General features: G+C 35.3%; 19 protein-coding genes. 12 read left to right on the top strand and 7 right to left on the bottom strand.

Annotation, left to right across the window (positions count from 1 at the left end):
• Positions 1-73: 73 nt before the first annotated feature.
• The 5 genes from DAY19_RS10510 to DAY19_RS10490 all read left to right on the top strand — a co-directional run bounded on the left by DAY19_RS10510 (position 74) and on the right by DAY19_RS10490 (position 4,417).
• Positions 74-1,033 (top strand): ABC transporter permease subunit, encoded by a 960-nt coding sequence (locus tag DAY19_RS10510; RefSeq protein WP_233500257.1) that lies wholly within the window; start codon positions 74-76, stop codon positions 1,031-1,033.
• Positions 1,030-2,040, top strand: coding sequence for an ABC transporter permease subunit (locus DAY19_RS10505; RefSeq protein WP_115362136.1), 1,011 nt, complete (start codon positions 1,030-1,032; stop codon positions 2,038-2,040). Before DAY19_RS10510 ends, DAY19_RS10505 begins: the two co-directional genes overlap by 4 nt.
• Before the next feature lie 75 nt (positions 2,041-2,115).
• Positions 2,116-2,835: an ABC transporter substrate-binding protein gene (locus DAY19_RS10500; RefSeq protein ID WP_133296940.1), complete on the top strand. Its 720-nt coding sequence runs from the start codon at positions 2,116-2,118 to the stop codon at positions 2,833-2,835.
• Positions 2,832-3,494, top strand: a complete 663-nt coding sequence (locus DAY19_RS10495) for an ATP-binding cassette domain-containing protein (RefSeq protein ID WP_115362132.1) — start codon at positions 2,832-2,834, stop codon at positions 3,492-3,494. Before DAY19_RS10500 ends, DAY19_RS10495 begins: the two co-directional genes overlap by 4 nt.
• On the top strand, positions 3,491-4,417 hold the full coding sequence (locus DAY19_RS10490) for a FecCD family ABC transporter permease (RefSeq protein ID WP_115362130.1): 927 nt from the start codon (positions 3,491-3,493) through the stop codon (positions 4,415-4,417). Before DAY19_RS10495 ends, DAY19_RS10490 begins: the two co-directional genes overlap by 4 nt.
• On the opposite strand, the gene DAY19_RS10485 is transcribed toward DAY19_RS10490, so the two are convergent.
• Positions 4,407-5,495, bottom strand: a complete 1,089-nt coding sequence (locus tag DAY19_RS10485) for a S1C family serine protease (RefSeq protein WP_158536878.1) — start codon at positions 5,493-5,495, stop codon at positions 4,407-4,409. The two genes, DAY19_RS10490 and DAY19_RS10485, sit on opposite strands and share 11 nt — an antisense overlap.
• Positions 5,496-5,619: 124 nt before the next feature.
• Here DAY19_RS10485 and DAY19_RS10480 point away from each other — a divergent pair, with 124 nt between their 5' ends.
• Complete coding sequence (locus DAY19_RS10480) at positions 5,620-6,522, top strand: phosphatidylserine decarboxylase (protein WP_115362126.1); 903 nt, start codon at positions 5,620-5,622, stop codon at positions 6,520-6,522.
• Here DAY19_RS10480 and DAY19_RS10475 read toward each other — a convergent pair.
• The gene (locus DAY19_RS10475) at positions 6,486-7,265 is read right to left on the bottom strand and encodes an endonuclease/exonuclease/phosphatase family protein (protein ID WP_115362124.1); all 780 of its coding nucleotides are present in this window, start codon (positions 7,263-7,265) and stop codon (positions 6,486-6,488) included. The genes DAY19_RS10480 and DAY19_RS10475 overlap by 37 nt on opposite strands.
• Before the next feature lie 114 nt (positions 7,266-7,379).
• Here DAY19_RS10475 and DAY19_RS10470 point away from each other — a divergent pair, with 114 nt between their 5' ends.
• The 3 genes from DAY19_RS10470 to DAY19_RS10460 all read left to right on the top strand — a co-directional run bounded on the left by DAY19_RS10470 (position 7,380) and on the right by DAY19_RS10460 (position 9,956).
• Complete coding sequence (locus DAY19_RS10470; RefSeq protein WP_115362122.1) at positions 7,380-7,685, top strand: hypothetical protein; 306 nt, start codon at positions 7,380-7,382, stop codon at positions 7,683-7,685.
• Positions 7,686-7,694: 9 nt separating this feature from the next.
• Positions 7,695-8,189, top strand: coding sequence for a hypothetical protein (locus DAY19_RS10465; RefSeq protein WP_115362120.1), 495 nt, complete (start codon positions 7,695-7,697; stop codon positions 8,187-8,189).
• A gap of 180 nt (positions 8,190-8,369) precedes the next feature.
• A complete protein-coding gene (locus DAY19_RS10460) occupies positions 8,370-9,956 on the top strand; it encodes an amidohydrolase (RefSeq protein WP_199506643.1) in 1,587 nt (528 codons plus the stop codon).
• On the opposite strand, the gene DAY19_RS10455 is transcribed toward DAY19_RS10460, so the two are convergent.
• Positions 9,953-10,351 carry a hypothetical protein gene (locus tag DAY19_RS10455; RefSeq protein ID WP_115362116.1) on the bottom strand — a complete coding sequence of 133 codons (399 nt, stop codon included), beginning with the start codon at positions 10,349-10,351 and terminating at the stop codon, positions 9,953-9,955. The two genes, DAY19_RS10460 and DAY19_RS10455, sit on opposite strands and share 4 nt — an antisense overlap.
• 81 nt (positions 10,352-10,432) lie before the next feature.
• Between DAY19_RS10455 and DAY19_RS10450 the strand changes: the two genes are divergently transcribed.
• The gene (locus tag DAY19_RS10450; RefSeq protein WP_115362114.1) at positions 10,433-12,145 is read left to right on the top strand and encodes an ABC transporter ATP-binding protein; all 1,713 of its coding nucleotides are present in this window, start codon (positions 10,433-10,435) and stop codon (positions 12,143-12,145) included.
• Between the two features lie 15 nt (positions 12,146-12,160).
• Here DAY19_RS10450 and DAY19_RS10445 read toward each other — a convergent pair whose 3' ends face one another.
• From DAY19_RS10445 to DAY19_RS10435, 3 genes are read right to left on the bottom strand one after another with little or no spacing between them, the layout of a single operon-like run.
• A complete protein-coding gene (locus tag DAY19_RS10445) occupies positions 12,161-13,141 on the bottom strand; it encodes a glycosyltransferase (protein WP_158536877.1) in 981 nt (326 codons plus the stop codon).
• An 8-nt stretch (positions 13,142-13,149) separates the two neighbouring features.
• Positions 13,150-16,833: a methionine synthase gene (gene metH / locus DAY19_RS10440; protein ID WP_115362110.1), complete on the bottom strand. Its 3,684-nt coding sequence runs from the start codon at positions 16,831-16,833 to the stop codon at positions 13,150-13,152.
• 1 nt (position 16,834) lies between these two features.
• A complete protein-coding gene (locus DAY19_RS10435; RefSeq protein WP_115362108.1) occupies positions 16,835-17,779 on the bottom strand; it encodes a methylenetetrahydrofolate reductase in 945 nt (314 codons plus the stop codon).
• 357 nt (positions 17,780-18,136) lie between these two features.
• Here DAY19_RS10435 and DAY19_RS10430 point away from each other — a divergent pair, with 357 nt between their 5' ends.
• A complete protein-coding gene (locus DAY19_RS10430) occupies positions 18,137-19,021 on the top strand; it encodes an aldose epimerase family protein (protein WP_158536876.1) in 885 nt (294 codons plus the stop codon).
• A gap of 2 nt (positions 19,022-19,023) precedes the next feature.
• Positions 19,024-19,764 (top strand): inositol monophosphatase family protein, encoded by a 741-nt coding sequence (locus DAY19_RS10425; protein WP_115362104.1) that lies wholly within the window; start codon positions 19,024-19,026, stop codon positions 19,762-19,764.
• Here DAY19_RS10425 and DAY19_RS10420 read toward each other — a convergent pair.
• Complete coding sequence (locus DAY19_RS10420) at positions 19,757-22,888, bottom strand: DEAD/DEAH box helicase (protein WP_115362102.1); 3,132 nt, start codon at positions 22,886-22,888, stop codon at positions 19,757-19,759. The two genes, DAY19_RS10425 and DAY19_RS10420, sit on opposite strands and share 8 nt — an antisense overlap.
• Positions 22,889-22,982: the final 94 nt, after the last annotated feature.

Raw genomic sequence — 22,982 nt, 5'->3', positions numbered from 1 at the left:
GTAGAAGTTGTTTAACTATATCGTACGAAGATTAATGATTATGGTCCCGACGTTGATCGGGGTCAGTATCCTTATGTTTGCGATGGTTAACCTGGCACCAGGTTCTCCAATCGAGCAAAAACTTCAGCAAATGAGATTTGGTGGAGTAGGACAAACAACATCGGATACAAGTTCAAATAATGGAGCTGTTTCACAAGAAGTTGTTGAAGCACTCAAGAAGCAATACGGCTTTGATAAACCATTACATATTCGTTATGTAATTTGGCTTAAAAACTTAGCAACGTTAGACTTTGGTGAATCGTTTACTTATGAAGAGCCAGTTATTGATGTTGTCATGAGTAAACTTCCGGTCTCAATTCAATTTGGACTTGTTTCATTCATCATGTCTTATTTGATATGTATTCCGCTTGGAGTAATTAAGGCTGTTAAGAGTGGAACGAAGTTTGATGCTGTATCATCTTTCATTTTATCAGGGCTTTACTCAATCCCTCCTTTCATGCTTGGTATTCTTCTTTTAGTTTACTTTGCCGGTGGTACTTTTGTTGACTGGTTCCCAATCGGAGACCTCGTTTCAGACTACTACGATGATCTAGGGATTTTTGGAAAAATTACAGATCGTATTTGGCACTTTGTGCTTCCTTTAATCGCATACATGGTAGGTCAGTTCACTGTTCTTACTCTTCTTATGAGAAACTCAATGTTAGATGTTATCTCTCAAGACTATGTACGTACTGCAAGAGCGAAGGGTCTATCTGATAAGATGGTCTATATGAAGCATGCTTTAAGAAATGCTCTTATTCCAATTGTTACAGGTTTTGGACACTTCCTATCACTATTCTTTGCTGGATCACTTCTAATTGAGCGTATTTTTAACCTTGATGGTATTGGACTACTTGGTTATCAGTCACTTTTAGAAAGAGATTATAACGTAATTATGGGACTGTTCTTCATTCAGACTGTTCTAATGTTCATCGGAAACTTAATCAGTGATGTTCTATACACTGTTGTTGATCCAAGGATTGATTTCTCATGATTGAAAAATTTATTGAAAATGAACTTACACTTAAAAGATGGAGACGCTTTAAGAAAAGAAAATCTGCTATCGCAGCTTGTATTTTCTTATTTGCATCATTGCTCCTAACGGCAGCTGCACCTTTAATTGCAAATAGTAAGCCTATCTATATGACATACCAAGGAAAGTCATATTTCCCTGTGTTTAAAGATTATCATCCAAGAGATTTTGGTATCACAAATGTTTATGTAACTGACTACCGAAAGCTTGATATGGATAGTGCTATTTGGCCAATTGTTAGATGGGACCCATACGAATCGAATAAAGATGTATATGAGTATCCAGCTCCTCCAAGTGATGAAAATATCATGGGAACAGATGATCGAGGACGTGACGTATTCACAAGACTTCTCTACGGTTATAAGTATTCAATCGCTTATGCATTCTTAGTTTGGCTTCTTTCGACTGTAATGGGAGTCTTCTTTGGTGGTATCATGGGATACTTTGGTGGGAAAGTTGACTTCTTCGGACAACGTGTTGTTGAGATCTTCAGTACAGTTCCAGTATTCTTATTACTTCTAACAATGATTTCAATTTTTAAGCCGACTCTAACGCTTCTAATTTTCATTTCTTCTATCTTTGGATGGATGGGAATGAGTTACTATGCTCGTGGAGAGTTCTTGAAGAATAGAAAGCAAGAATTTGTTGAAGCTGCTCGCGGAATGGGAGCATCGACTTCAAGAATTATTGTAAAACATATTCTACCAAATTCACTTGGGCCAATTATTACTTTTGCTCCATTTTCAATTGCTGCTGGTATTTCAGGACTAGCTTCACTTGATTACCTAGGATTTGGACTTGCTGTTCCAACGCCATCTTGGGGTGAGTTATTAAATCAGGCACATCAAAACTTTAGAATTGCTTGGTGGCTAGCTGTTTATCCATCAGCTGCACTATTTACAAGTCTCTTCTTACTTGTACTCGTTGGAGACGGAGTAAGAGACGCACTTGATCCAAAAATGCAATAAGAGGTAAGCGTGAGAATATTCATCTTAATATTCTCCGCTCTCTTTTTCTTTAATATTTTCGCACAAAAATTTAGAGTGATTTCAACACTTCCTAGTTACACAGAAGCAATGTATTTTCTAGATGCACAAGATCTTCTTGTTGGTGTTTCGGATTATTGTAATTACCCGTCTGATGCTAAGAAGTTACCGCGCTTTGGTACTTCTTTTGAAATTAGCCTAGAGAAGCTCATTAAAGAGAATGTGAATACTGTCCTATTGGCCGAAGTTCAAGGGAGTCGAATAAAAGAAAATCTTGAAAAGGTAGGAATAAAGACAATTGTAATACCATATAAGAAGTTAGCTGATGCAACGGCAATGTTTGAAACTATTAATAAAAATTTCAATTTAGATAAAGATAAGCAAATAAAATTATTTCAATCAAAAATGAATTCATTATTAAGTCCTTTAAAGAAGAAGAAAAAGGTCTTAATGGTTATCGATGAGAAGTTTAAAAACTCTAAACTTCATGAATTAAGGGCCATTGGAACTGGTAATTACTTCAATGAAATTATTACTAGGCTTGGCGCAACAAATGTTATCTCTAGTAATGGTTATCCTTTGTTAGATCTTGAAAACCTTTTAAAGCTCAAATTCGATATTCTAATTAGAGTTTCAGATCGAAAGATTGAAAATGCAAAGAATTGGAGATCTTCAATATTTAAGGATAAAATATACCTATATGAAAAAGACTATGCTGTTGTTCTTGGACCTCGAACTTTAAACTTAATAGAAGACTTCAGAGAAATATTAAAATGATTAAACTAGAAAATGCATCCATTGACAGTCGAGTTCAAGTGGAGCGCTTTACGTTGAGCGAGAAAAGCTGTGGTGTCATCGGCCCAAATGGAGCAGGTAAGTCTAGCTTTTTGAAAATGATTGCACAACTTGAAGACTTTCAAGGGAGTATCATATGTGAAGGTGATGTTGCCTATTGTGGTGACGCAAGCTCTTTGCAGAGTGATATGCTTGCTAGTGAGGTTCTTTTTTATGCACGTGGAAATAAGGCCCAAAATTCAGACTTTTTAAATCATCTTATAAAACATTTTAATTTTACAACATTACTCAATCGCCCTGTCTCAACATTAAGTGGTGGTGAAAAACAGCGATTAAATATAATTTCAATTTTTTATTATGATTGTGATTATACGCTCTTAGATGAGCCAACTAATTATTTAGATCCTATATACGTTGACTTACTTTCTGAATTTTTAAAGAGCTGGGAGAAGTCTCTTTTTATCGTTAGTCATAATCTAAATTTTGTAATTGATAATTGCCAACAACTTCTTGCCTTCAATGATGGTTGTGTGAGCTTTGATGGGAAAACTTCAAAAGCTTTAGATGACAAAGCATTTGATAAAGTCTTTTTAAAAGAATTCAATTATCAAAGCTTTGATGGAAGAAGGTATATTTTATGAAAAAAGGTATCCTGCTTTATTTTGTCGCTATTATAGTAATCGCTCTTGCGCCTTTTTTAGGACGTAGCGGATTTATTGATTTTGATAAGCAGGGTCTCTATATATTAGAAAACTTAAGATTTCCTCGTGTTTATTTGGCCTTTATTGTTGGTGGACTTCTTTCTATGATTGGAAATACTACACAAGTCATTTTTAGAAATCCTTTGGCGACACCTTATACATTAGGTTTTTCAAGTGTTGCTGCACTCGGATTAGCAATTGCTGAACTCGGATTTGAAAGTTACTCATTAGGTGCTTATATTGCCCTATCTTCAACATTTCTATTTATTCTTCTATTCCTATATTTAAATAAGTTTTCGTCTCAAAAAGTTCTTCTCTTTGGAGTGTGCTTATCAATATTTTCTTCAAGCGCTATCGTCTTTGTTCAAAGTCTACTTGGAAATGAAAGTATTGCTCGTCTAATAAGATGGATGATGGGAAGCCTTTCAATTGTTGGTTTTGAAAGCTTTACTTATACATTACCTCTCTACTTAATCGGCCTCGTCTTTTTTATCGCGAATCGAAGAAATTTGGCCATGATATCAATTGGTGAAGACTTTGCAAAAACAAGAGGAGTTAAAACTCGTCAAGTTAATGCAACTCTGATTTTAATTTCAAATCTTCTTGTTGCAATCATTGTGTGGCAATGTGGACCAATTGGCTTTGTTGGGCTTATTATTCCGCATATTACAAGACGCTTGATAAGTGCAAATTATCAAAAGAATCTATTTCCAACTTTTATTTTTGGAGGCGCTTTCTTAGTTCTTTGTGATCTCTTATCTAGGGTTATATTGGAGAATAGTATTATTCCAATTGGTGCGATTACAGCATGTGTTGGAGCACCAGTATTAGTACTCCAACTGTTTAAAAAGCCTAGCGCTTAATTTCTTCTAGTTTAACTTTTGCTTTCTTAAGTGCGCTACCGCGACGGTATAGAACTTCCACAATATCACCAACTTTGTATTCGTAGAGAATATTAAAAATATCATCAAAATCGTTAATTTCTTTACCATCTACTTTTAAGATAACATCTCCTAGCTTCACTTCTCTTGTTCTAGGATTTTGTGAAAGACCTTTTAGTCCGGCCTTCTCAGATGGCCCGCCTGGCCTTACACTTTGTATTGGAAGCCCTTTTTCTAGGTCTATTCCGTAGAAGTAAGCAAGCTCTCTTTTTTCAGCAATAGCAATTCCTAGTCCTGGTCTTTTAACCATTCCGAACTTGATTATTTGAGGGACAATTTTCTTAACGATATTAATTGGAACAGCAAATCCAACTCCTGCAGATGATCCTGAGCTTGAAAAGATCATTGTGTTAACACCAATAACATTTCCAGAAGAATCAATAAGTGGTCCACCAGAGTTTCCTGGATTAATTGAACTATCTGTTTGTAACATTCCGCGAATTTCTACTCCACCAATTCCTTGTATTCCTCTTTGTTTTGCTGAAATTATTCCTGTCGTCACTGTTGCATCCAGACCAAATGGCGATCCTATGGCAATTGCTTTTTGACCGACTTGAACATTATTTGAATCTCCGGTCTTTAATGGAGTAATATCTCTAGGGACTTCTAGTAACTTTAATACAGCGATATCCTTTGCTGGCTCAGTACCGACAAGTGTTGCTTTGTATTCTTTTTTGTTATTATTAAAACGAATTAAGAAATTATCGGCGCCTTCAACGACATGATAATTGGTAATAATATGTCCATTTTTGTCCCAGATCCATCCAGAACCTTCACCTTTTACGACTTCTCTTGTTGATGAGCTAAAGAAGAAGCCGCGACGTGCTCTTAGTTTGCCAAGACTAGAGATATTCACAACAGAATTCACTGAATCTTTAAATATAGAAATGGTATTCTTTTCAGACTCTAATCTTGCTTGGCCTTCGTTAAATAATGCATGTGTATTAAACGAAGCTAGTAATAAAAAAGTTAAGAAAAAATGTCCTATTTTTGTTCTCATAATAATCCTCATATTCTTTTTATTAACTCTTTTGACGCTTATCCCATTATACATATATAATCATATTTAATGAATTCTTGATTCAGATAAATGTCAAATTTTTGTAAGAACTCTGAGGGGATAAGTGGATATACGCTATTATAATCGATATACGAATAAGGTTGAAGTTGAAAAGGTTTATGGAGATGGAGCTGTTCGTTTTTTATACTCAAACCCTATTGGAAAGCTTTTGTCTGGTGCTGTTACTTCATCAATAGTGTCGACTTTCTATGGTGAATTACAAAGTATGACATTTACAAAGAATAAAATTCCAAAATTTGTAAAAGATTTTGAAATTAACCTTGATGACTATTTGCCAGCTGAAGGCCGTTCATTAGATGATCCATATGGTAGCTTCAACGAATTCTTTATTAGACGATTCAAAGATGGTAAGCGTGAATTTAACGCTGCTGAAAACGAAATGCCTGCTTTTAGTGAAGCGAGATATTTTGGATATGAATCAATTCAGAATAGTTATAAAATTCCTGTAAAAGGAAAGTATTTAAATTCAACTGAATTACTCCAGAATAAGAAGTGGCAGGATGTCTTTAATGATGGCCCACTATTATTGGCAAGATTGTGTCCAGTTGATTACCACCGATTCCACTATCCACTAGATGGACAAGTCATTGACTATTATAAAGTTGATGGTACTTATCACTCGGTAAATCCCATTGCTTTAAAAATGAAAAATGATATTTTTTCTACGAATATACGTGAAGTAACGATTATCGAGACTGAAAAGTTTGGAAAATTAGCTTATGTTGAAGTAGGGGCCACGATGGTTGGCCGTATTGTTCAAACAAGTGATCTTAAAGAATGTAAGCAAGGTCAGGAAAAAGGTTACTTCCTCTTTGGTGGATCGACTGTAATTGTATTAGGTGAAAAAGGTAAGTGGTCACCTTCAGACGATATAATCAATAATACAAAAAATGGTATTGAAACTTATATTCACTTAGCAGATATCGTTGCAACTACAGGAAAGTGATCCGACGGGTATATCCCATCACTTTCTTCCTTGTGCATTAAGATCTCTTCGCATTTTAATTTATCTTTTGAACAAAGAATCCAATCAATGCGTGAGCCATCTTCTCGTTGCCCCTTAAAGCTATGGTGACTTTCACATTCTTCATGCTTGTGCTCAAGCCATGGATCTATGAGCTCGGGGATTCTTTGATTGATAATTGAGCGTACTTGCTCAAAAGGTGATTCGTTAAAGTCTCCTGTCAGTATGACTGGATAATCAGACCTTAGACGGTTTATTTCATTGATAAGAACATTTATTTGCTCTTGTCTTGTATTAGTCTTTAAATGATCAAGGTGAGCATTCACAACAAAGAATTTCTTATTATTCGCTCTTGCTTCTAAAATTGCCCATGTACATACTCTAGGAAACGCACTTCCAAATGATTTTGAAGCTGCAATATACGGCGTCTCAGATAGCCAGATGTCTCCAGAGTGAATAAGTTTAAATTTTGAAGGCCTATAATATATAGAAGGATACATTCGATCATCGATCCATTGACGATTTTCTTCAACAATCTTAAGTCCTTGGAGCAGTCCTTCAAGGTCCTTTAGTTGAGGTTGCCATCCTTCTTGGGTTCCAATGATATCAGGATGATACCCATTAATTGCGCATGCCAGAAGCTTTCTTCTATTGTGCCAATCGTGCTCTCCATCTGCTGGATTATCGAAGCGAATATTTGATGTAATTACTGTGAACTTAAACATATTTCATTAATGAAAACATATTTTTCATCAATAGAAAAATAGAAAACACCAGATTCAGCACTCTTGGCCTTAATTATCTCTTACATTTACTTTCCTTTTAACTAAGGAGGACTGATGTCTAAACAAATCGAATTATTTAATGAAGTAAGAAAAAGGTACCCTGATTATACCTATAAAAAGTTATCAGCTTTATTTGAAATTCAACAAACACGACTATTTCGCTTGATGACTGGTGCGTGTGATTTAAAGGCCAGTGAATACTTTATTATCAAAGAAAAATTAGAATCGAATTCATCGGAGATTGGAGAATTAATCCAGTTCTTAGAAAAGCATTCATTTGGCTTAAGTCGTAATGATTGTATTGAGTTTAAAAGTGAAATTGAAAATAAATTATTTCTTAGAAAATTAATTGGTGCTTAGGGAGCTGATATGACACGTTTACTTATGATTGAAAGAGCAATTTTAGAATCTTGTGGAAATAGTAAAAAAACAATATTTGAGATCGCTGATGAAACAGGTATTGATATTTCCATGATTGGTACCCTTTGTATTCGCTTGAAGAAAAAAGGAATACTAGCGAGAAATCAGAATCACTATTATATAAATAAAGATGCAAATAGCTTAGTCGTTGCGAATTCTCCAGAGAATATTAGAAAAGAAGTTCGCGAAGTAACAAATTCAATGATTGAGAATTACTTTACAAGAAAAGAAAATCGCTCTCTTAAACTACAAAAAGTATATGTTGATAAAACAGAAGAATTAATTTTAAACTCAATGCTTGATCAATTAAATCGCTTCGTTGAAGACTTACAGAAAAATCATAAGAAAAACTCAAGAAATATCGTAAAAAAACAAAAGATTCTTATGTGGGGACACGGTAATTATAACGATTTAATTGAAAGCTCTCTTCAATTAGCGAGATAATATAAGAAAACTTAAATTATGTTTAATTGAGTCACCTCGTGAAATGAAATAATCTTTATATATTTCATTTCACGAGGTTTTTTTATGAGGTTTTTACCTATATTCCTAATAATAATTACAATTTTGAGCTGTCAAACAAAAGAGAAAGAGACTTTGTACTTTGGAGGGAGGATTCTAACAATGGATGGGAAGTCTCCAGCATATATTGAAGCTGTTGTAGAAAGGGATGGAAAAACAGTTTTTACAGGAGAAAAAAAAGAGGCATTTAAAAAGTATCCTGATGCAAATAGAGTAAACTTAGAAGGTAAGGCGATGTTACCAAGCTTTCTTGATTCTCATGGACACTTTGTTGCTGCTATTCAAATGGTTAATCAAGTAAATCTTTCAATACCTCCAGTGGGAAATGTAGAAAGTATAAAGGATATCCAAAAGTCATTAGTTAACTTTCAGCGCTCAAATCAAATTCCAAAAGGAGAATGGGTTGTTGGTTGGGGCTATGATAATGAAGGCTTATTAGAAAAACGACATGTTACAAAAATAGACTTAGATGAGGTTCTTCCTGAACATAAAGTAATGCTAATACATGTCTCTGGGCATGGGATTGTTCTAAATTCAAAGGCATTAAGTTGGGCCAATATTAATAATGAAACGAAAACACCGTCAGGTGGAGTCATTGCGCGCTTAAATGATTCAAATGAGCCAACAGGTCTTTTAATGGAGACAGCCTACTTCTCTCTTGTTTTAGATAAGTTGCCTCCGATGTCCGAAGTGGATATGCTCAAGCTTCTTGATAAGTCACAACAGTTATATGCTTCATTCGGTTATACACATATGCAGGATGGTGCAACATTAGCAAAAGATATTAAATTTTTTAAAAAAGCTGCAAAGAATAAAAGTCTTTATCTAGATCTTGTGGCCCTTCCTGTATTTACTGAGTATGAAAAATGGTTTGATAAAGATGATTTTATATTTGGAAAATATGAAAATCACCTTAAGTTTCAGGGAGTCAAAATGCTACAAGATGGGTCACCTCAGGGAAAAACAGCATTTATCAGTGATGAGTACCTTACTGGAGGTCCAGGAGGTCAGAGACATTGGCACGGAGAAGGAATATTAAAAAAAGATGAGTTTTTGAATCTTTTTAAATTATTTTCTGATAAAGGCCTTCAGATCTTCACCCATGCTAATGGTGATGCTGCTATTGATGAAGTTATTGAGGCAACAAAATTTTCCGGTATAGATGCATCAAATGATCGACGCTTTGTCGTTATTCATTCTCAATTTCAGCGTCCGGATCAATTAGATGAATATGTAAAATTAGGTCTGACTCCATCTTATTTTACTAATCACACATTCTTTTGGGGAGATGTTCATATTAAGAATATTGGGAAATCTAAGGCAAGCTTTATAAGCCCAATAAAGGCCGCTGTTGATAAAGGGTTAATATACTCGAATCATTCTGACTTTAATGTAACTCCTCTGGATCCATTTTTTATTCTTTGGACAGCTACAACAAGGAAAACACGAGAAGGAGTTATTTTAGGTGAGGAACAACGTGTCGATATGTATACCGCATTACAGGGATTGACAACTGGGCCAGCTTATCAAGTATTTGAAGAAGAAAGAAAGGGGAAGATCAAGGTTGGATTTTTAGCGGATTATGTCATTCTAGATAAGGATCCGATGAGGATAACAGGTGATGAAATTAAGGATATTCAAGTAATTGAGACAATTAAAAATGGAAAAGTAGTCTATTCAAAAAATTAACCAACGAATCCAAATTCGTTGAGCATTTTTTCAACGAGCTCTTTTAAATTATATTTTAGCATTTTATTTTCCGGAGACATTGTTGAACATTCAATATATCCAATCATTTTTTTGAAGTCAGTTTTTCGGCCTTGATTTTCTAACCAATTATCAAATAGAATTATAGCTTCAATCCATTCACGAACAGAGTATTGAGTTTTATCAATATAAGAAAAAAGGAGCTCTCCATTTTCTTTATGATTCGGCGATGATTTTAGATGCTTTTGTAGGTAACTAAAGATTGTTTTTAATTCATCTTCGCTTCTTATATTATTCAGTAATAATTCCAGCCTTTCATCAGATAAAAAGCTAATTGGGTATTGTGCCCTGAGTCTTTGGAAATAGTTTTCAGTCATAGTACCTAACATGGTGTGCAAATTAATAATTTTGTTCTAAACTAACGAAGTTATCTATTTATAATTTAGCAAGGGTTTTACATGTTTGAAACTATTAAAAATATATGGCCATTGATACATCGCCATCGCTTACGAGTTATCGGAAGTATGCTCTTTGGTGTTGGAATGGCCTTGATTAAAGGTGGGCAAGTTGCGCTCATTGGTCCTTTATTTAATAAAGGTTTATCACCTGATTCGACTATGGAAGATATCTTGAGTCTTGTGGGTCTTCTATGTTTACTTGCTTTGATTAACTTGCCGGTAAGATTCTTTCATTTTTATTGGATGGAATATTCAATGAATGACGCTATCTGTGAGATTAGAACGAAGATTTATTCAAAAATCCAAGATATTCCAATCTCATTTTATACAACAACAAAGCAGGGTGATGTCATTTCAACAATCTTAAATGATACAATGATCTACTCTCAGGGGATTAGTGGGATTATCACTATGGTCCGTGAACCAGTGACGCTGATTGTACTTCTTGGTTATGCATTTTATATCGACTGGCAACTAACTTTAGTTACTTTTGCAATCTTACCTCTAATGCTCTTTGTTTTTACATTCTTTGGAAAAAGGGTACGTGCCCATCAAGAGGATGTTCAAAGGCGCCTATCTGACATGACTCATATTATTGGTGAAGGTGTTGGTGGACAAAAAATTATCAAGGCCTTCAATCTTCAAGACTATACAAGAAATTTTTTCAAAAGTTATCAGAGAGAGTTTTTTGATTTTCAAATGAAAGCAGAAGTGATGAGGCAGTTTTCTCATCCTTTAGTTGAATTCATTACAACTTTAACTCTTTCTGCCGTTATTGTTTTTGCTCAGATTAAGATTTCTGGAAGTTCAATGAGTACGGGAGACTTTATTACTTTTATTGGTATCATGGCAATGATTCAAGATCCGATTAGAAAAACTAATGACGGAAACTTGAAGATTAATCAGGCACAAGCGGCAGAGAAAAGAATTTTTAAGTTTTTAAAAGTTGAAAATGAAGCTGATCCTGGAACTCAAGAAAACTTTGAGTTAAAAGAAAGAATTTCATTCAAAAACTTAGACTTCTCGTATGGTGATAACCAGGTCATTAATAACTTAAGCTTTGATATTGAAAAAGGTGAGAAAGTAGCGTTAGTTGGACTTTCTGGATCAGGTAAATCGACCTTGATTAATGTTCTCTTAGGCCTTTATCCAGTTAAAAAGGGAAGTTATAAGATTGACGGAGTTGACTCTTCTGACTTTACACTTAAAGGCTTACGCGAATACTTTGGCCTTGTTTCTCAGGATATTTTCTTATTTAACACTACAATCAGAGAAAACCTGATGTTAGATAAAGATGTATCGGAAGAGAAGTTGGAGGAAGCACTTAAGGTTGCTCATGCAACAGATTATATTAATGAACTACCTGAAGGGCTTGAGACTATTATAGGTGATCGAGGAGTAAGGCTTTCAGGAGGTCAAGCTCAGAGGTTAACGATAGCCCGTGCTTATCTTCAAGATAATGATGTATTTTTATTTGATGAAGCTACTTCTGCCTTAGATAATGAATCTGAAAAAGTCGTTCAAGAATCATTAAATGATCTTGCAAAGAATAAGACAGTTGTTGCAGTTGCTCATAGGCTTTCAACAATTCAAAATTACGATAAAATAATTGTTCTAAAAGATGGACAAAAGATTGAGCAGGGACGTCACGAAGAACTGATGGCCTTAGGTGGAGAGTACAAAAAACTATATGAATTAAGTATGAGATCTTAAGATAGCGAAGGCTACCTAGAATGGTAGCCTTTTTCCTGCTCTAAATGGGTGTATCCACTCTGGAGCCACTTTATTTAGCTTTTCACCAGAAATGACAATTTTATACTTTTCTAAAAAGTCATTTGTGAAGTTTTCCATAGAGAAGTTCTTTAAAGCATAATTTCTAATATATTCACGATCATAAATGTCTTTAGTTGTATTAAAGTATTCGATGATCTCTTCATGAGAATAGAATGTTCTTCCTGTACCTTCCACAATTAAATCAGGAAGTGAGCCAAAACTTGAGCCAAATACTGGTAGACCTTGAGTCATGGCCTCAATAATTGCTAGTCCAAAAGGCTCATGCCAGCGAACTGCAAACAAGAGTGCATCACATTCGCGCATTAGATCAAGCTTGTGTTGTCCACCTACCATTCCATGGTTATGAATGAGAGGATGCCAACCAAATAATTTTGAACCACCGCCACAAATATGAAGATGCTTATTTGTCTGTCTTGCTATCTTTGCTGATTGTTTTAAATTCTTAACTCGCCAAGATGCTTTTGCTAGAAATAGAAGATTCTTAATATCTTTTATCTCTTTTTCTTTATAGATGGCAGGATACTCTTCCATATCAAGGCAGTTGTTTACGTAGCTTGTTGATCCATGATTCCTTGCATGGGACTTGGAAACAAAAACAGTGTTTAGATCAAACTTTTCACCAGGAAAACCATTGCCTCCAATATTAATTAAATAAGGAATATCAAGTTTTATATCATCATTGAAAAATTGATGAATAACATCTGTATTATCAGGTACAAGTTGTTGCCAATTATCTTTCTTTGACCAAGGTATATGTTGAATACCGTATTCTGTAACCTGGCTCTCTGCTGGTCCAATAAATGTAACCTTATGTCCGAACTTAATGAGTTCTTTCATATGCCAAAAAACAAGTCTTTCGACACCACCATATGTTTTGATTGGAAGAGCGGTGTGATGATGAATACAAACGTGCATATTAATTCCTATAGAATTGGCCTTAGCCATCTTTCAATTTCTTCTACTTTCTGATTTTTTTGTTTGGCATAAGACTCAACTTGGTCCTTTGCAATATTCAAAATATTAAAGTATTTTGCGCCAGGGTTAAAGAAGATGTAGCCTGATACTGAGCTCGCTGGATACATCGCATAGCTTTCAGTTAAGATTGCACCAGTATGTTCTTCAACCTTTAGGTATTCCCAGATTTTACTTTTTTCAGTGTGATCTGGGCAAGCAGGGTAACCAGCGGCAGGTCTAATTCCTGTATACTTTTCTTTTATAAGCTCCTCAAGTGAGAGTTCTCGCTCTTTTTCAATTCCACACATTTGTCGTGCTCTTTCGTGGATTAATTCAGCATAAGCTTCAGCTAAGCGATCTCCAACGGCCTTAACCATAATTGAAGTATAATCATCACCTTTGTCTTCAAAAGTTTTTGCATACTCTTCAACCTCTTTACCAATTGTAACGACAAAAGACCCAATATAGTCCTGTTTATCTCCTTTAGGAAGAATGTAGTCTGCTAGAGATAAATAAGGTCGATCGTTTTGTGTTTTCTCTTTTTGTTGGCGTAAGAAATTAAAAGTACCAAATTCATTCTTATTTTCATCGAGAAGGATTACTTCCTCTTCTTTTGAATATGCTGGCCAGAATCCAAGAACGGCTTTGGGGTTGAAACGATTATTATCGATAATATCATCGAGAATATCCTGGGCCTCTTGATATAACTTCTTAGCTTCTTCACCATAATCTTTATGAGAGAGAATATTTGGATAAATTCCTTTAAGCTCCCAAGTCCAGAAGAAAGGAGACCAATCAATATACTTGGCAATTTCTTTTACTTCAATATCGTCGAACTTTCTTTCACCGATATACGGAGGGGTAAATTCCTTAAAGGTATCCTCTGGATTAATGCGGTTTCTCTTACGAGCTTCCTCAAGAGGTATTGTAGCCTGAACAGAGTCTTTTTTATTTTCAAAATATTCTTTTGTTCTTTTTTGATTATCTCTAAGATCCTTAATAAAGTTTTCGCGAAGCTTTTCATTTAATAAGCTGTTACATATTCCAACTGTTTGAGATGCATCTCCTACATGAACGACTGGACTTGTACATTCTGGTGCAATTTTTACTGCAGTGTGTGTCTTACTTGTTGTGGCACCACCAATTAGAACTGGTGTTTCAAGTCCTTGACGATTAAATTCTGCAACATTATGGATCATTTCATCAAGTGAAGGAGTAATCAGACCACTAAGGCCAATGATTTTTGCATTATGTTCTTTTGCTGCCTTTATTATATCTTCACAGCTTACCATAACACCTAGGTCGACAACGTTATATCCATTGCAGGCCATTACAACACCAACAATATTTTTACCGATGTCGTGAACATCACCCTTTACTGTTGCGATAACAAAAGTATTCTTCTTACTTTTACCTTCCTTATCTTTTTCCATGTATGGTTCAAGATAGGCGACAGCTTGTTTCATGACTCGAGCACTCTTAACTACTTGTGGGAGAAACATTTTCCCTTCACCGAAAAGTTCTCCAACAATACCCATACCATTCATTAATGGGCCTTCGATAACATCAAGAGGTGAGCCTAGCTCTTGTCTTGCTTCCTCGACATCTTCCTCAATAAACTTTCCAATCCCTTTTACAAGAGAGTGAGAAATTCTTTCTTGAAGAGTGCCTTCACGCCAAGATAAGTCATCTTCTTTAGCTTTTGATTTAACGCCTTTAAATTGTTCGGCGTAGTCTATTAGTTCATCTGTTGCATTTTCTTTACGATTAAATAGAACGTCTTCAATTTTCTCTAATAGCTCAGGTTTAATATTTTCATAGACTTCAAGCATTCCAGCATTAACAATCCCCATATCAAGACCTGCTTTAATTGCATGATAGAGAAAAGAGCTATGCATTGCCTCGCGAACGACATTATTTCCTCGGAAAGAAAATGAAATATTTGATATCCCACCACTAGTAAGTGCACCAGGGCAAGTCTCTTTTATTTCTCGTACTGCTTCGATGAAGTTAATTGCGTAATCATTATGTTCTTCAATTCCTGTTCCAACAGTTAGAACGTTTGGATCGAAAATGATATCTGTTGCTGGAAAACCAACCTCTTCTGTTAGAATCTTGAATGCTCTTTGGCAGATTGAAACTTTTTCTTCTTTTGAAGCAGCTTGTCCTTTTTCATCAAAGGCCATAACAACAACGGCAGCTCCATATTGAAGGATCTTCTTAGCATGTTCTTTAAATTGTTCTTCCCCCTCTTTTAGCGAGATTGAATTCACAATACTTTTTCCTTGAACACACTTTAGACCTTCTTCGATAACTTCCCATTTTGAAGAATCGATCATAATTGGTACTTTGCAGATATCTGGCTCAGAAGCGATAAGGTTTAGAAACTTCACCATACAAGCCTTAGAGTCCAGAAGACCTTCGTCAAAGTTGATATCAATTATATTGGCACCATTTTCAACTTGTTGGCGGGCAACATCTAGTGCCGCTTCAAAGTTTTCTTCTCGTATTAATCGAGCAAAGCGAGGAGAGCCGGTTACATTTGTTCTCTCTCCAACCATGATAAAAGGTCTTTGCCCATGGTGATTTAAATTCAGTGGCTCAAGCCCTGATAGTCTTTGAGTCTCAGGTAAATCGTGAATACTACGAGGCTTAATATCTTTTAAATGATTATAAATTGCATTGATATGCTCTGGTGTTGTTCCACAACATCCACCCACAATATTAACAAGTCCAGACTCTGCAAAATCAGTTAGAAGGGAGGCCGTTTCATTTGGTTTTTCATCATAACCAGTATCACTTAAAGGATTAGGCAGTCCTGCATTTGGATAGCAGGAGATATAACAATTTGAAACTCTTGATAATTCTTCAATATATGGACGCATCTCCTTTGCACCTAAAGCGCAGTTAATACCAACGCTAAATGGCCTTGCGTGTTCGATTGAATTCCAAAATGCCTCAACAGTTTGTCCTGAGAGGGTTCTTCCCGAGGCATCAGTAATTGTAACTGAAAGCATAATAGGAGTATCAAGATTATTGTCATCGAGATACTTTCTCATTGCAAAAATTGCTGCTTTTAGATTTAAAGTATCAAAGGAAGTTTCTGCAAGAAGTAAATCGGCGCCACCATCAATTAGCCCTTTTGTTTGTTCGTAGTAATTATCCACGAGCTCATCAAAAGTAATCCCGCGGAATGCAGGATTATTAACATCAGGAGAGATCGAAGCCGTTTTATTTGTTGGCCCAAGGGCCCCTGCTACATAGCATTTCCTATCAGGGTTCTTATCCATAAATTCAAGGCAAGCTTCTTTTGCAATCTTTGCAGCTTGAACATTTATTTCATAGGCATATTCACTGAGGTTATAATCGTCTTGTGCGATTCGCGTTCCAGAGAATGTATTTGTTTCAATGATATCTGCACCAGCTTCGAGATATTTAAGGTGAATTTCCTTTATAATTTCAGGACGAGTCAGATTTAATAGATCATTGTTTCCCTTAAGATCAATTTTAGTATCTTTAAAAACATCACCTCGAAAGTCTTCTTCTTTTAGATGGTATTGTTGAACCATTGTTCCCATAGCACCATCAAGAAATAGAATTCGGTTTTTTATTTTGTCTTCAAGCTGACTACGAATATCAGTTACATTTGTCATTTTAGTATAGGCCCTTTAAAACTTTTGATACATTGTCACAATCATTCATGACATAGAAGTGAACAGAAGGAACATTTGCATTTAATAATTCTTCTGTTTGTTTACGTGCCCAGTTAATCCCAATCTCAATAATGTGATCAGGGTTTTCATGGGCCTCAGCTACAAATTCATCAGGAAAATCAACGTAGAAGTGACGAGGGACATTTGAGAATTGATTCATTCTCTTAATAACCTTTATTCCTGGTACGATTGGAACAGTAATGCCAGCTTCGCGACACTTATCAACAAATTCAAAGTACTTGCTATTATCAAAAAACATCTGAGTTACAATATAATCAGCACCAGCATCTACTTTCTGTTTTAAGTAATGAATATCTGTAGCAAGATTAGGAGCCTCGAAATGCTTTTCTGGGTATCCAGCAACTCCAACACAGAAGTCTAGTGGAAAACTATTTGAAATATCGTCGAGGTATACACCTTTATTTACATCACTTATTTGTTCAACAAGATCTTTGGCATAGAAATTTCTCTTTCGAGAAAGATCATATTTCTTATTGTAATTAAGAGCATCGCCTCGCAATGCTAATACATTGTGAATCCCTAGGTAGTTAAGTTCGATTAGAGCATCTTCGGTTTCTTCTTTAGTGAAGCCTTGAGTGAGAAGGTGAGTTACAGTATCGATCTTAAAGCGATTTTGAATAACTCCACAAATACCAACAGTACCTGGACGTTTTTTATAGATTTTTCTTTCAACAGAACCATCACTTTTTTCATTATAATATGCACCAGCGGAATGAGCTGTTACATCAACCCATGAAGGATTGAATGGTAAAAGTTTTTTTACAATATCAGTTACTGCAGAAATATTTTTTCCTCTTGGTGGAGGAACAATTTCAAAACTAAATAATGGACTTGTGGCCTTATCGATGTGTTCAATTACTTTCATTAAATCTAAATCCCTATGTGTTTGTTGTGAAACCTTATTTTAATCATTTATAAGCGATAAATAAAGCTTTAAGGGAAGGTAGGGGCCTCAAGTTTTGAGGCCTTAGGTTAATTCGAATGAATCTGAGTAATTTGAATTTTTAGACTATTGAGGCAGGACGAATGAGGGAAAATTTATTTAAATAAATCCATCAATTTGTTGAAGATGTTTTATCTAAGGACACTTCGATTTCGTATCTTTTCTCTATTTGGAATACAGAGGTGATTTCAGATTGGAATAATATAAGTATTATCAGGGGTTTATGAGTTTCATGTTGAAAGAAAAGCTGATATGATAGTAATAAGTGAGGATTCATCGATGGAAGAGAATCAAGTATACCATTTAGAAAGTGAATTTATTCGCGTATCAGTATCGTCTCTTGGGGCGGGACTTCTTTCTATCTTTGACCTCGAGTCAAATGTTGAATACCTTTGGCAGGGGCATCCTACTTTACATCCATGGAAGCCTCAAATTCAATTTCCAATAGTAGGAAAGCTTAAGGATGATCAATACTGGCTTGGCCGTAAGTATTATCGCATGCAAAAGGATGGTTATTTAAAAGAGCTTCTATTTGAAGTAAAGAACCAGAGGCGCGATCGTATAACCTTTGTCCACACAAATACTAATGACACAGAGCTTATCTTTCCTTTTCGATATAGTATAGAAATAACCTATATGGTCTATGGGCCAAAACTTACTGTTTCATTTGTTATTAAAAATCTTGATAAGAAAGAGATGTTCTTCTCCCTTGGATTTGGGCCTACATTTAATCTCCCATTAGGGTATGAAAGTGTCGAAGACTGCTTTATCGAATTAGATCGTGAAGAAGAAAGAGGAGCTTACTTTTTAGAAAATGATCTCGTTAATTTTCATGATGCTGATAATAAGAAGATTATGAATAATCGAAGGATTTTTGTTAATCAAGAGAACTTCAGAGGCGAAGAGATGGTCTTTAAGGACATTATTTCTTCAAACGTTACTCTTAAGAACTTAGTTAATGAAAAATCAGTAAATATAGACTTCGGAAATATACCATATCTATCGATATGGACTTATCCAGGTGCAAAATTTGTTCGTATTTCACCAGCATTTGGAGTTACTGATGCTCTAGATTCAAATAATGATTTCTATATGAAAGAAGGACTTGTTGATCTTGAACAAGAAAAAACTTTTAAGCATGAGATCGTCTTTCACATAAGGTAGATATGTATCGAAATGAATTAGATAAAATAAAAGAAGGTATTCACAATAAACTAGAAAGCTTGTCTTGGGGCGATATGTCCATTGAAAGAAAAGCAGATAAGAGTATTGTTACTGAATTTGATATTTTTGTTTCGGACTATATAAAGAAGGTCTTTGAAGAGTCTGGTCATAATTATAATTTTTTTTCAGAAGAAGATCAGGAGCGTTTTGAATTTCCTGTCATTGTGCTTGATCCAATTGATGGAACACGTGAGTTTGCCAAAGGTTATGGTGAATGTGCAGTTTCGATGGCGATATTGTATTCGGCAGATATCAAAGATGAAAGAAACTTTGGCTGGATCTATAATCCATTTACAGGGTTTGAAATTACAAGTGATGTGAAGTTTCCATTGGGAAGTCGACATGCTCATGCTGATGCTATAAATATAATGATTTCTCGTTCAGAGTGGGAGAAGGGTGCATATAAAAAGGACTTCTCGAAGAATTTCCGTATTGCTCCACTCGGCTCAATCGCTTTTAAACTTGGACTTCTTGCCGCAGGCGCATGTGAATGTGTCATCTCATTTCGTGATAAGAATATTTGGGATATCGCCGCTGGAGTAGTGATATGTCATTCTAGAGGAATTTATTCTGATGAAATCACTGATTTAGCAGACAAGAAGCTTAATGGGCCATTCATTTTTTGCCGTGATGAGCTAAAAGATATTGTCCATGAAGAAATTGAGCGCTTGAAGTCTAGTTAAAGAGCTCTTCAAAGTCTTTCATTGTTAATTTACCGCTAAATAACTCATCTTCATCTTCAGGAAGAAGTTCTTTAAATAGCTCTCTTTTGATCTCTTGTAACTTTAAGACTTTCTCTTCAACAGAGCCTTTAATAATTGGCCTAAAAACGTTTAAAGTATTTTTCTGACCGATACGGTAAGCTCGGTCAATGGCCTGAGATTCTACTGCTGGGTTCCACCATGGATCCATTATGAATACATAACTTGCTGCTGTTAGGTTTAGACCAACACCACCGGCTTTAAGAGAGATTAAAAATAACTTCGTTTTTCCACTTTGGAACTCATCAACTGCCGCTTGACGTTTTTTTACGTTAAGAGAGCCATCGATTCTAGAGTACTTCCAAGTCTGCTCGTCAAAGGCCGAACCAATGATATCAAGATATGTTGTAAACTGTGAGAAGATAATGACTTGATGACCTTCTTCAACAATTTGCTCTAAACTTTCAATGAGATAGTCCACTTTAGTAGAGGCCAAGCTTCGAATATTTTTTGTCATCTTATTCGAATGATTTTGCCAAAGACAACTTTGTCTAAGTTCGAGAAGACCTTTTAGAATCTCACCATACTTCTTATTCTTTGGAGCATTATTAATATTGTTCTTAATTGACTGAAGTTTATTCTTATAAAATTCTTCTTCCTCATCATTGAAGCTAAGAAGAACATTATTTTCTAGTTTCGGAGGTAAGTCTGTCAGAACCTGGCTCTTTGTTCGTCTAAGAATAAAAGGTGCAGCTGTTTTTCTAGCATATACTCGTGACTTAGGTGTTGAGCTCGATCTTATAAATCGTAGATCTCCCCAAATTCCAGGAATACTTAAGTCGATAATATTATAGAATTCTGCCAAATCATTTTCGACAGGCGTACCTGTGAGGCAAACTCTAAAGTTTGCTTTAATCTTTCTAGCTGAATGAGCACCGAGAGATCTCATATTCTTTAAATGCTGGACTTCATCGAGAACCAGAATGTCATAATTTGTTTCTTCAAATTCAGCTTCAAGCTCTCTCTTTAAGATACCGTATGAAGTTAGAATAACTTTTGCTTTACCATCTTCTGGAAGCTCTCTATCTGCGCCATGATAAATATGGACATCAATATTTGAAAATTTCTTAAACTCATTCTCCCAGTTCAGTAGGAGAGAGACAGGGCAAACAATTAGAACCTTATCGATTTCGTCATAGATGCTATCGATAAAAGCAATTGTCTGAATAGTCTTACCAAGACCCATATCATCGGCAAGGCAGGCTCCAAGCTTATTTTCATAAAGAAAGTTTAGCCAATTATATCCTGTTTTTTGGTATGGCCTTAAAATATCATCAAAGTGCTTTGATAGTGGGTAATCAGGGATACCTTCAAGGTTTTGTAGACGTTCACAAAGTGCAACTTCTTCATCTGTTAGAGCTCCCTCAAGCCCAATCTTTTTGAGTTCAAAAAGTTCAAATATTCTTGCGCGAGAAAATGGTAGGATGAATTTTTTGAATTTACCTTCCTGTACTTCTTCTTTTGCTTCAAACTTTGTATATTTTTGAACAAACTTTAAAAGATCCTTTTGCTCATTATTTAAAAGGACGACGCCACTTTTTGTAATGGCGATATTATTTTCTAGATCGACATTCTTTATAACATCTTGATCGAGCTCATCGATCTCTAACTCGAGATCAAACCAGCCTGAACGTCCAATTTGCTTTCTTTCAAAGCGAATACGAGAGTTCCAGCTTTTGAGTTCATTATTATCGTAAAAGATCTCAACACCATAAGGTTTAGTCACACTAAATAGTTTTGAAAGTCCTTGAGTGATTTGAGACATGGAAACTTGAAAAATAACTTCGTTACTATCTCTATAATGATAAGAGTAGCGGAAAAAATGATCTCCAAACTCTGTAACCATGATTTTAAAAATTAATCGTTGAAGTTTATTGTCATATTTATAGAGTTTATGATTTTCATGATCAAAGCTAAGTGTATATTCTTTGCTTACAACTTCAGAGATGATACGAATCCAAGCTGACTTTTTACTCTTACCAGAAAGAGATTTCTTGTAACCATCAACACCTGTTTCAAAATAGTGCTGAACTTCTCTTAAGAAGTTATATGCTTCACTTTTCTTTCTAAATAAATCGAGGTATCCACCTTCAAAAGTAAGGGAAGAGAAGAATTGTGGTGGTCTTGTTCTCTTATCTTCCTTATTAAAGAACTCTACAGAAAAGTTATTATATCCCTTTCTTTGAGAGTTATTGATATAAACTCTTAAATCAGGGGACTCAATTTCATTAATATCAAATTCATTACCTTCTACTTCAAAGGAGATATACTTTTTTAATCTTTCTGAGTAGGCGAGATTTAGTGCATCATCAATTTTATAAGAGTGAATATTAGATCTTAGAGATGATACAAATTCTCTTACTTCACTTGGAAGAGAGAAGAGTTCACCAGTATCCCAATTGAAGAGATAAAGATTTTCAAAAACGCTTATATTACGATGGGTTTTATCGTCATCTTTAATAGCAAAGCGAATACTTGATTTTAAGTCGTCTTGAAAATCAATTCGCTGCTCTTTATTAGGAGCGATATTAAAGACAAGTTTTCCGTTCAATGTTTCAGGAATTGGAAATTCAATCGTCTTTTTATTAGTAAGTGAATAATTAAGAGTTGAATATGTTGGCCCATGTGGAGCATTTTCTAATTCATGCGGGCCATTAATAATAGTTCCGTACTCAAGAGGGTAGACACCATATCCTCCGATTGGGGGAAGTTGTGTACTATTGTCACTTTGGTCGCCAGAAGTGGCCATATAATACATAAATAAAGCCGCAGTATGATGACAATGTTTCTCAGCTGTCCACTCTAAACAATCACAAGTGGTTGAAAGAGGTGGCTCATCTGTACCTTCAAGACGTTTTTTATAGACGACTTTCGATTCGTAAGGACGATCTTCTTTAATGATTCCTGTTGTGATGAGGTAACCATCAAGACTACCTTTCTTAAATGAAAGGGATACTTTTCCATAGCCGAGAAGTTTTCTGGCCTTAGAAATGGCCAACGTCGTAAAATATTTTTTTGCTAGATCGAGTCCAGGTTCTTGTGTCATAAATAAGCTTTATCTTTAAAAGTCTTATTATAACGTAAAATTAGAGAATGTAATAGTCATTGTTCTGTTAAAAAGAAAGGCCCCTGAATAGGGG

Origin of the sequence: Halobacteriovorax vibrionivorans (assembly GCF_003346865.1) — a bacterium.
Lineage (GTDB): Bacteria > Bdellovibrionota > Bacteriovoracia > Bacteriovoracales > Bacteriovoracaceae > Halobacteriovorax_A > Halobacteriovorax_A vibrionivorans.
The sequence above is the reverse complement of the archived record's forward strand: the minus strand, read 5'-3'. Positions and strand labels throughout refer to the sequence as shown.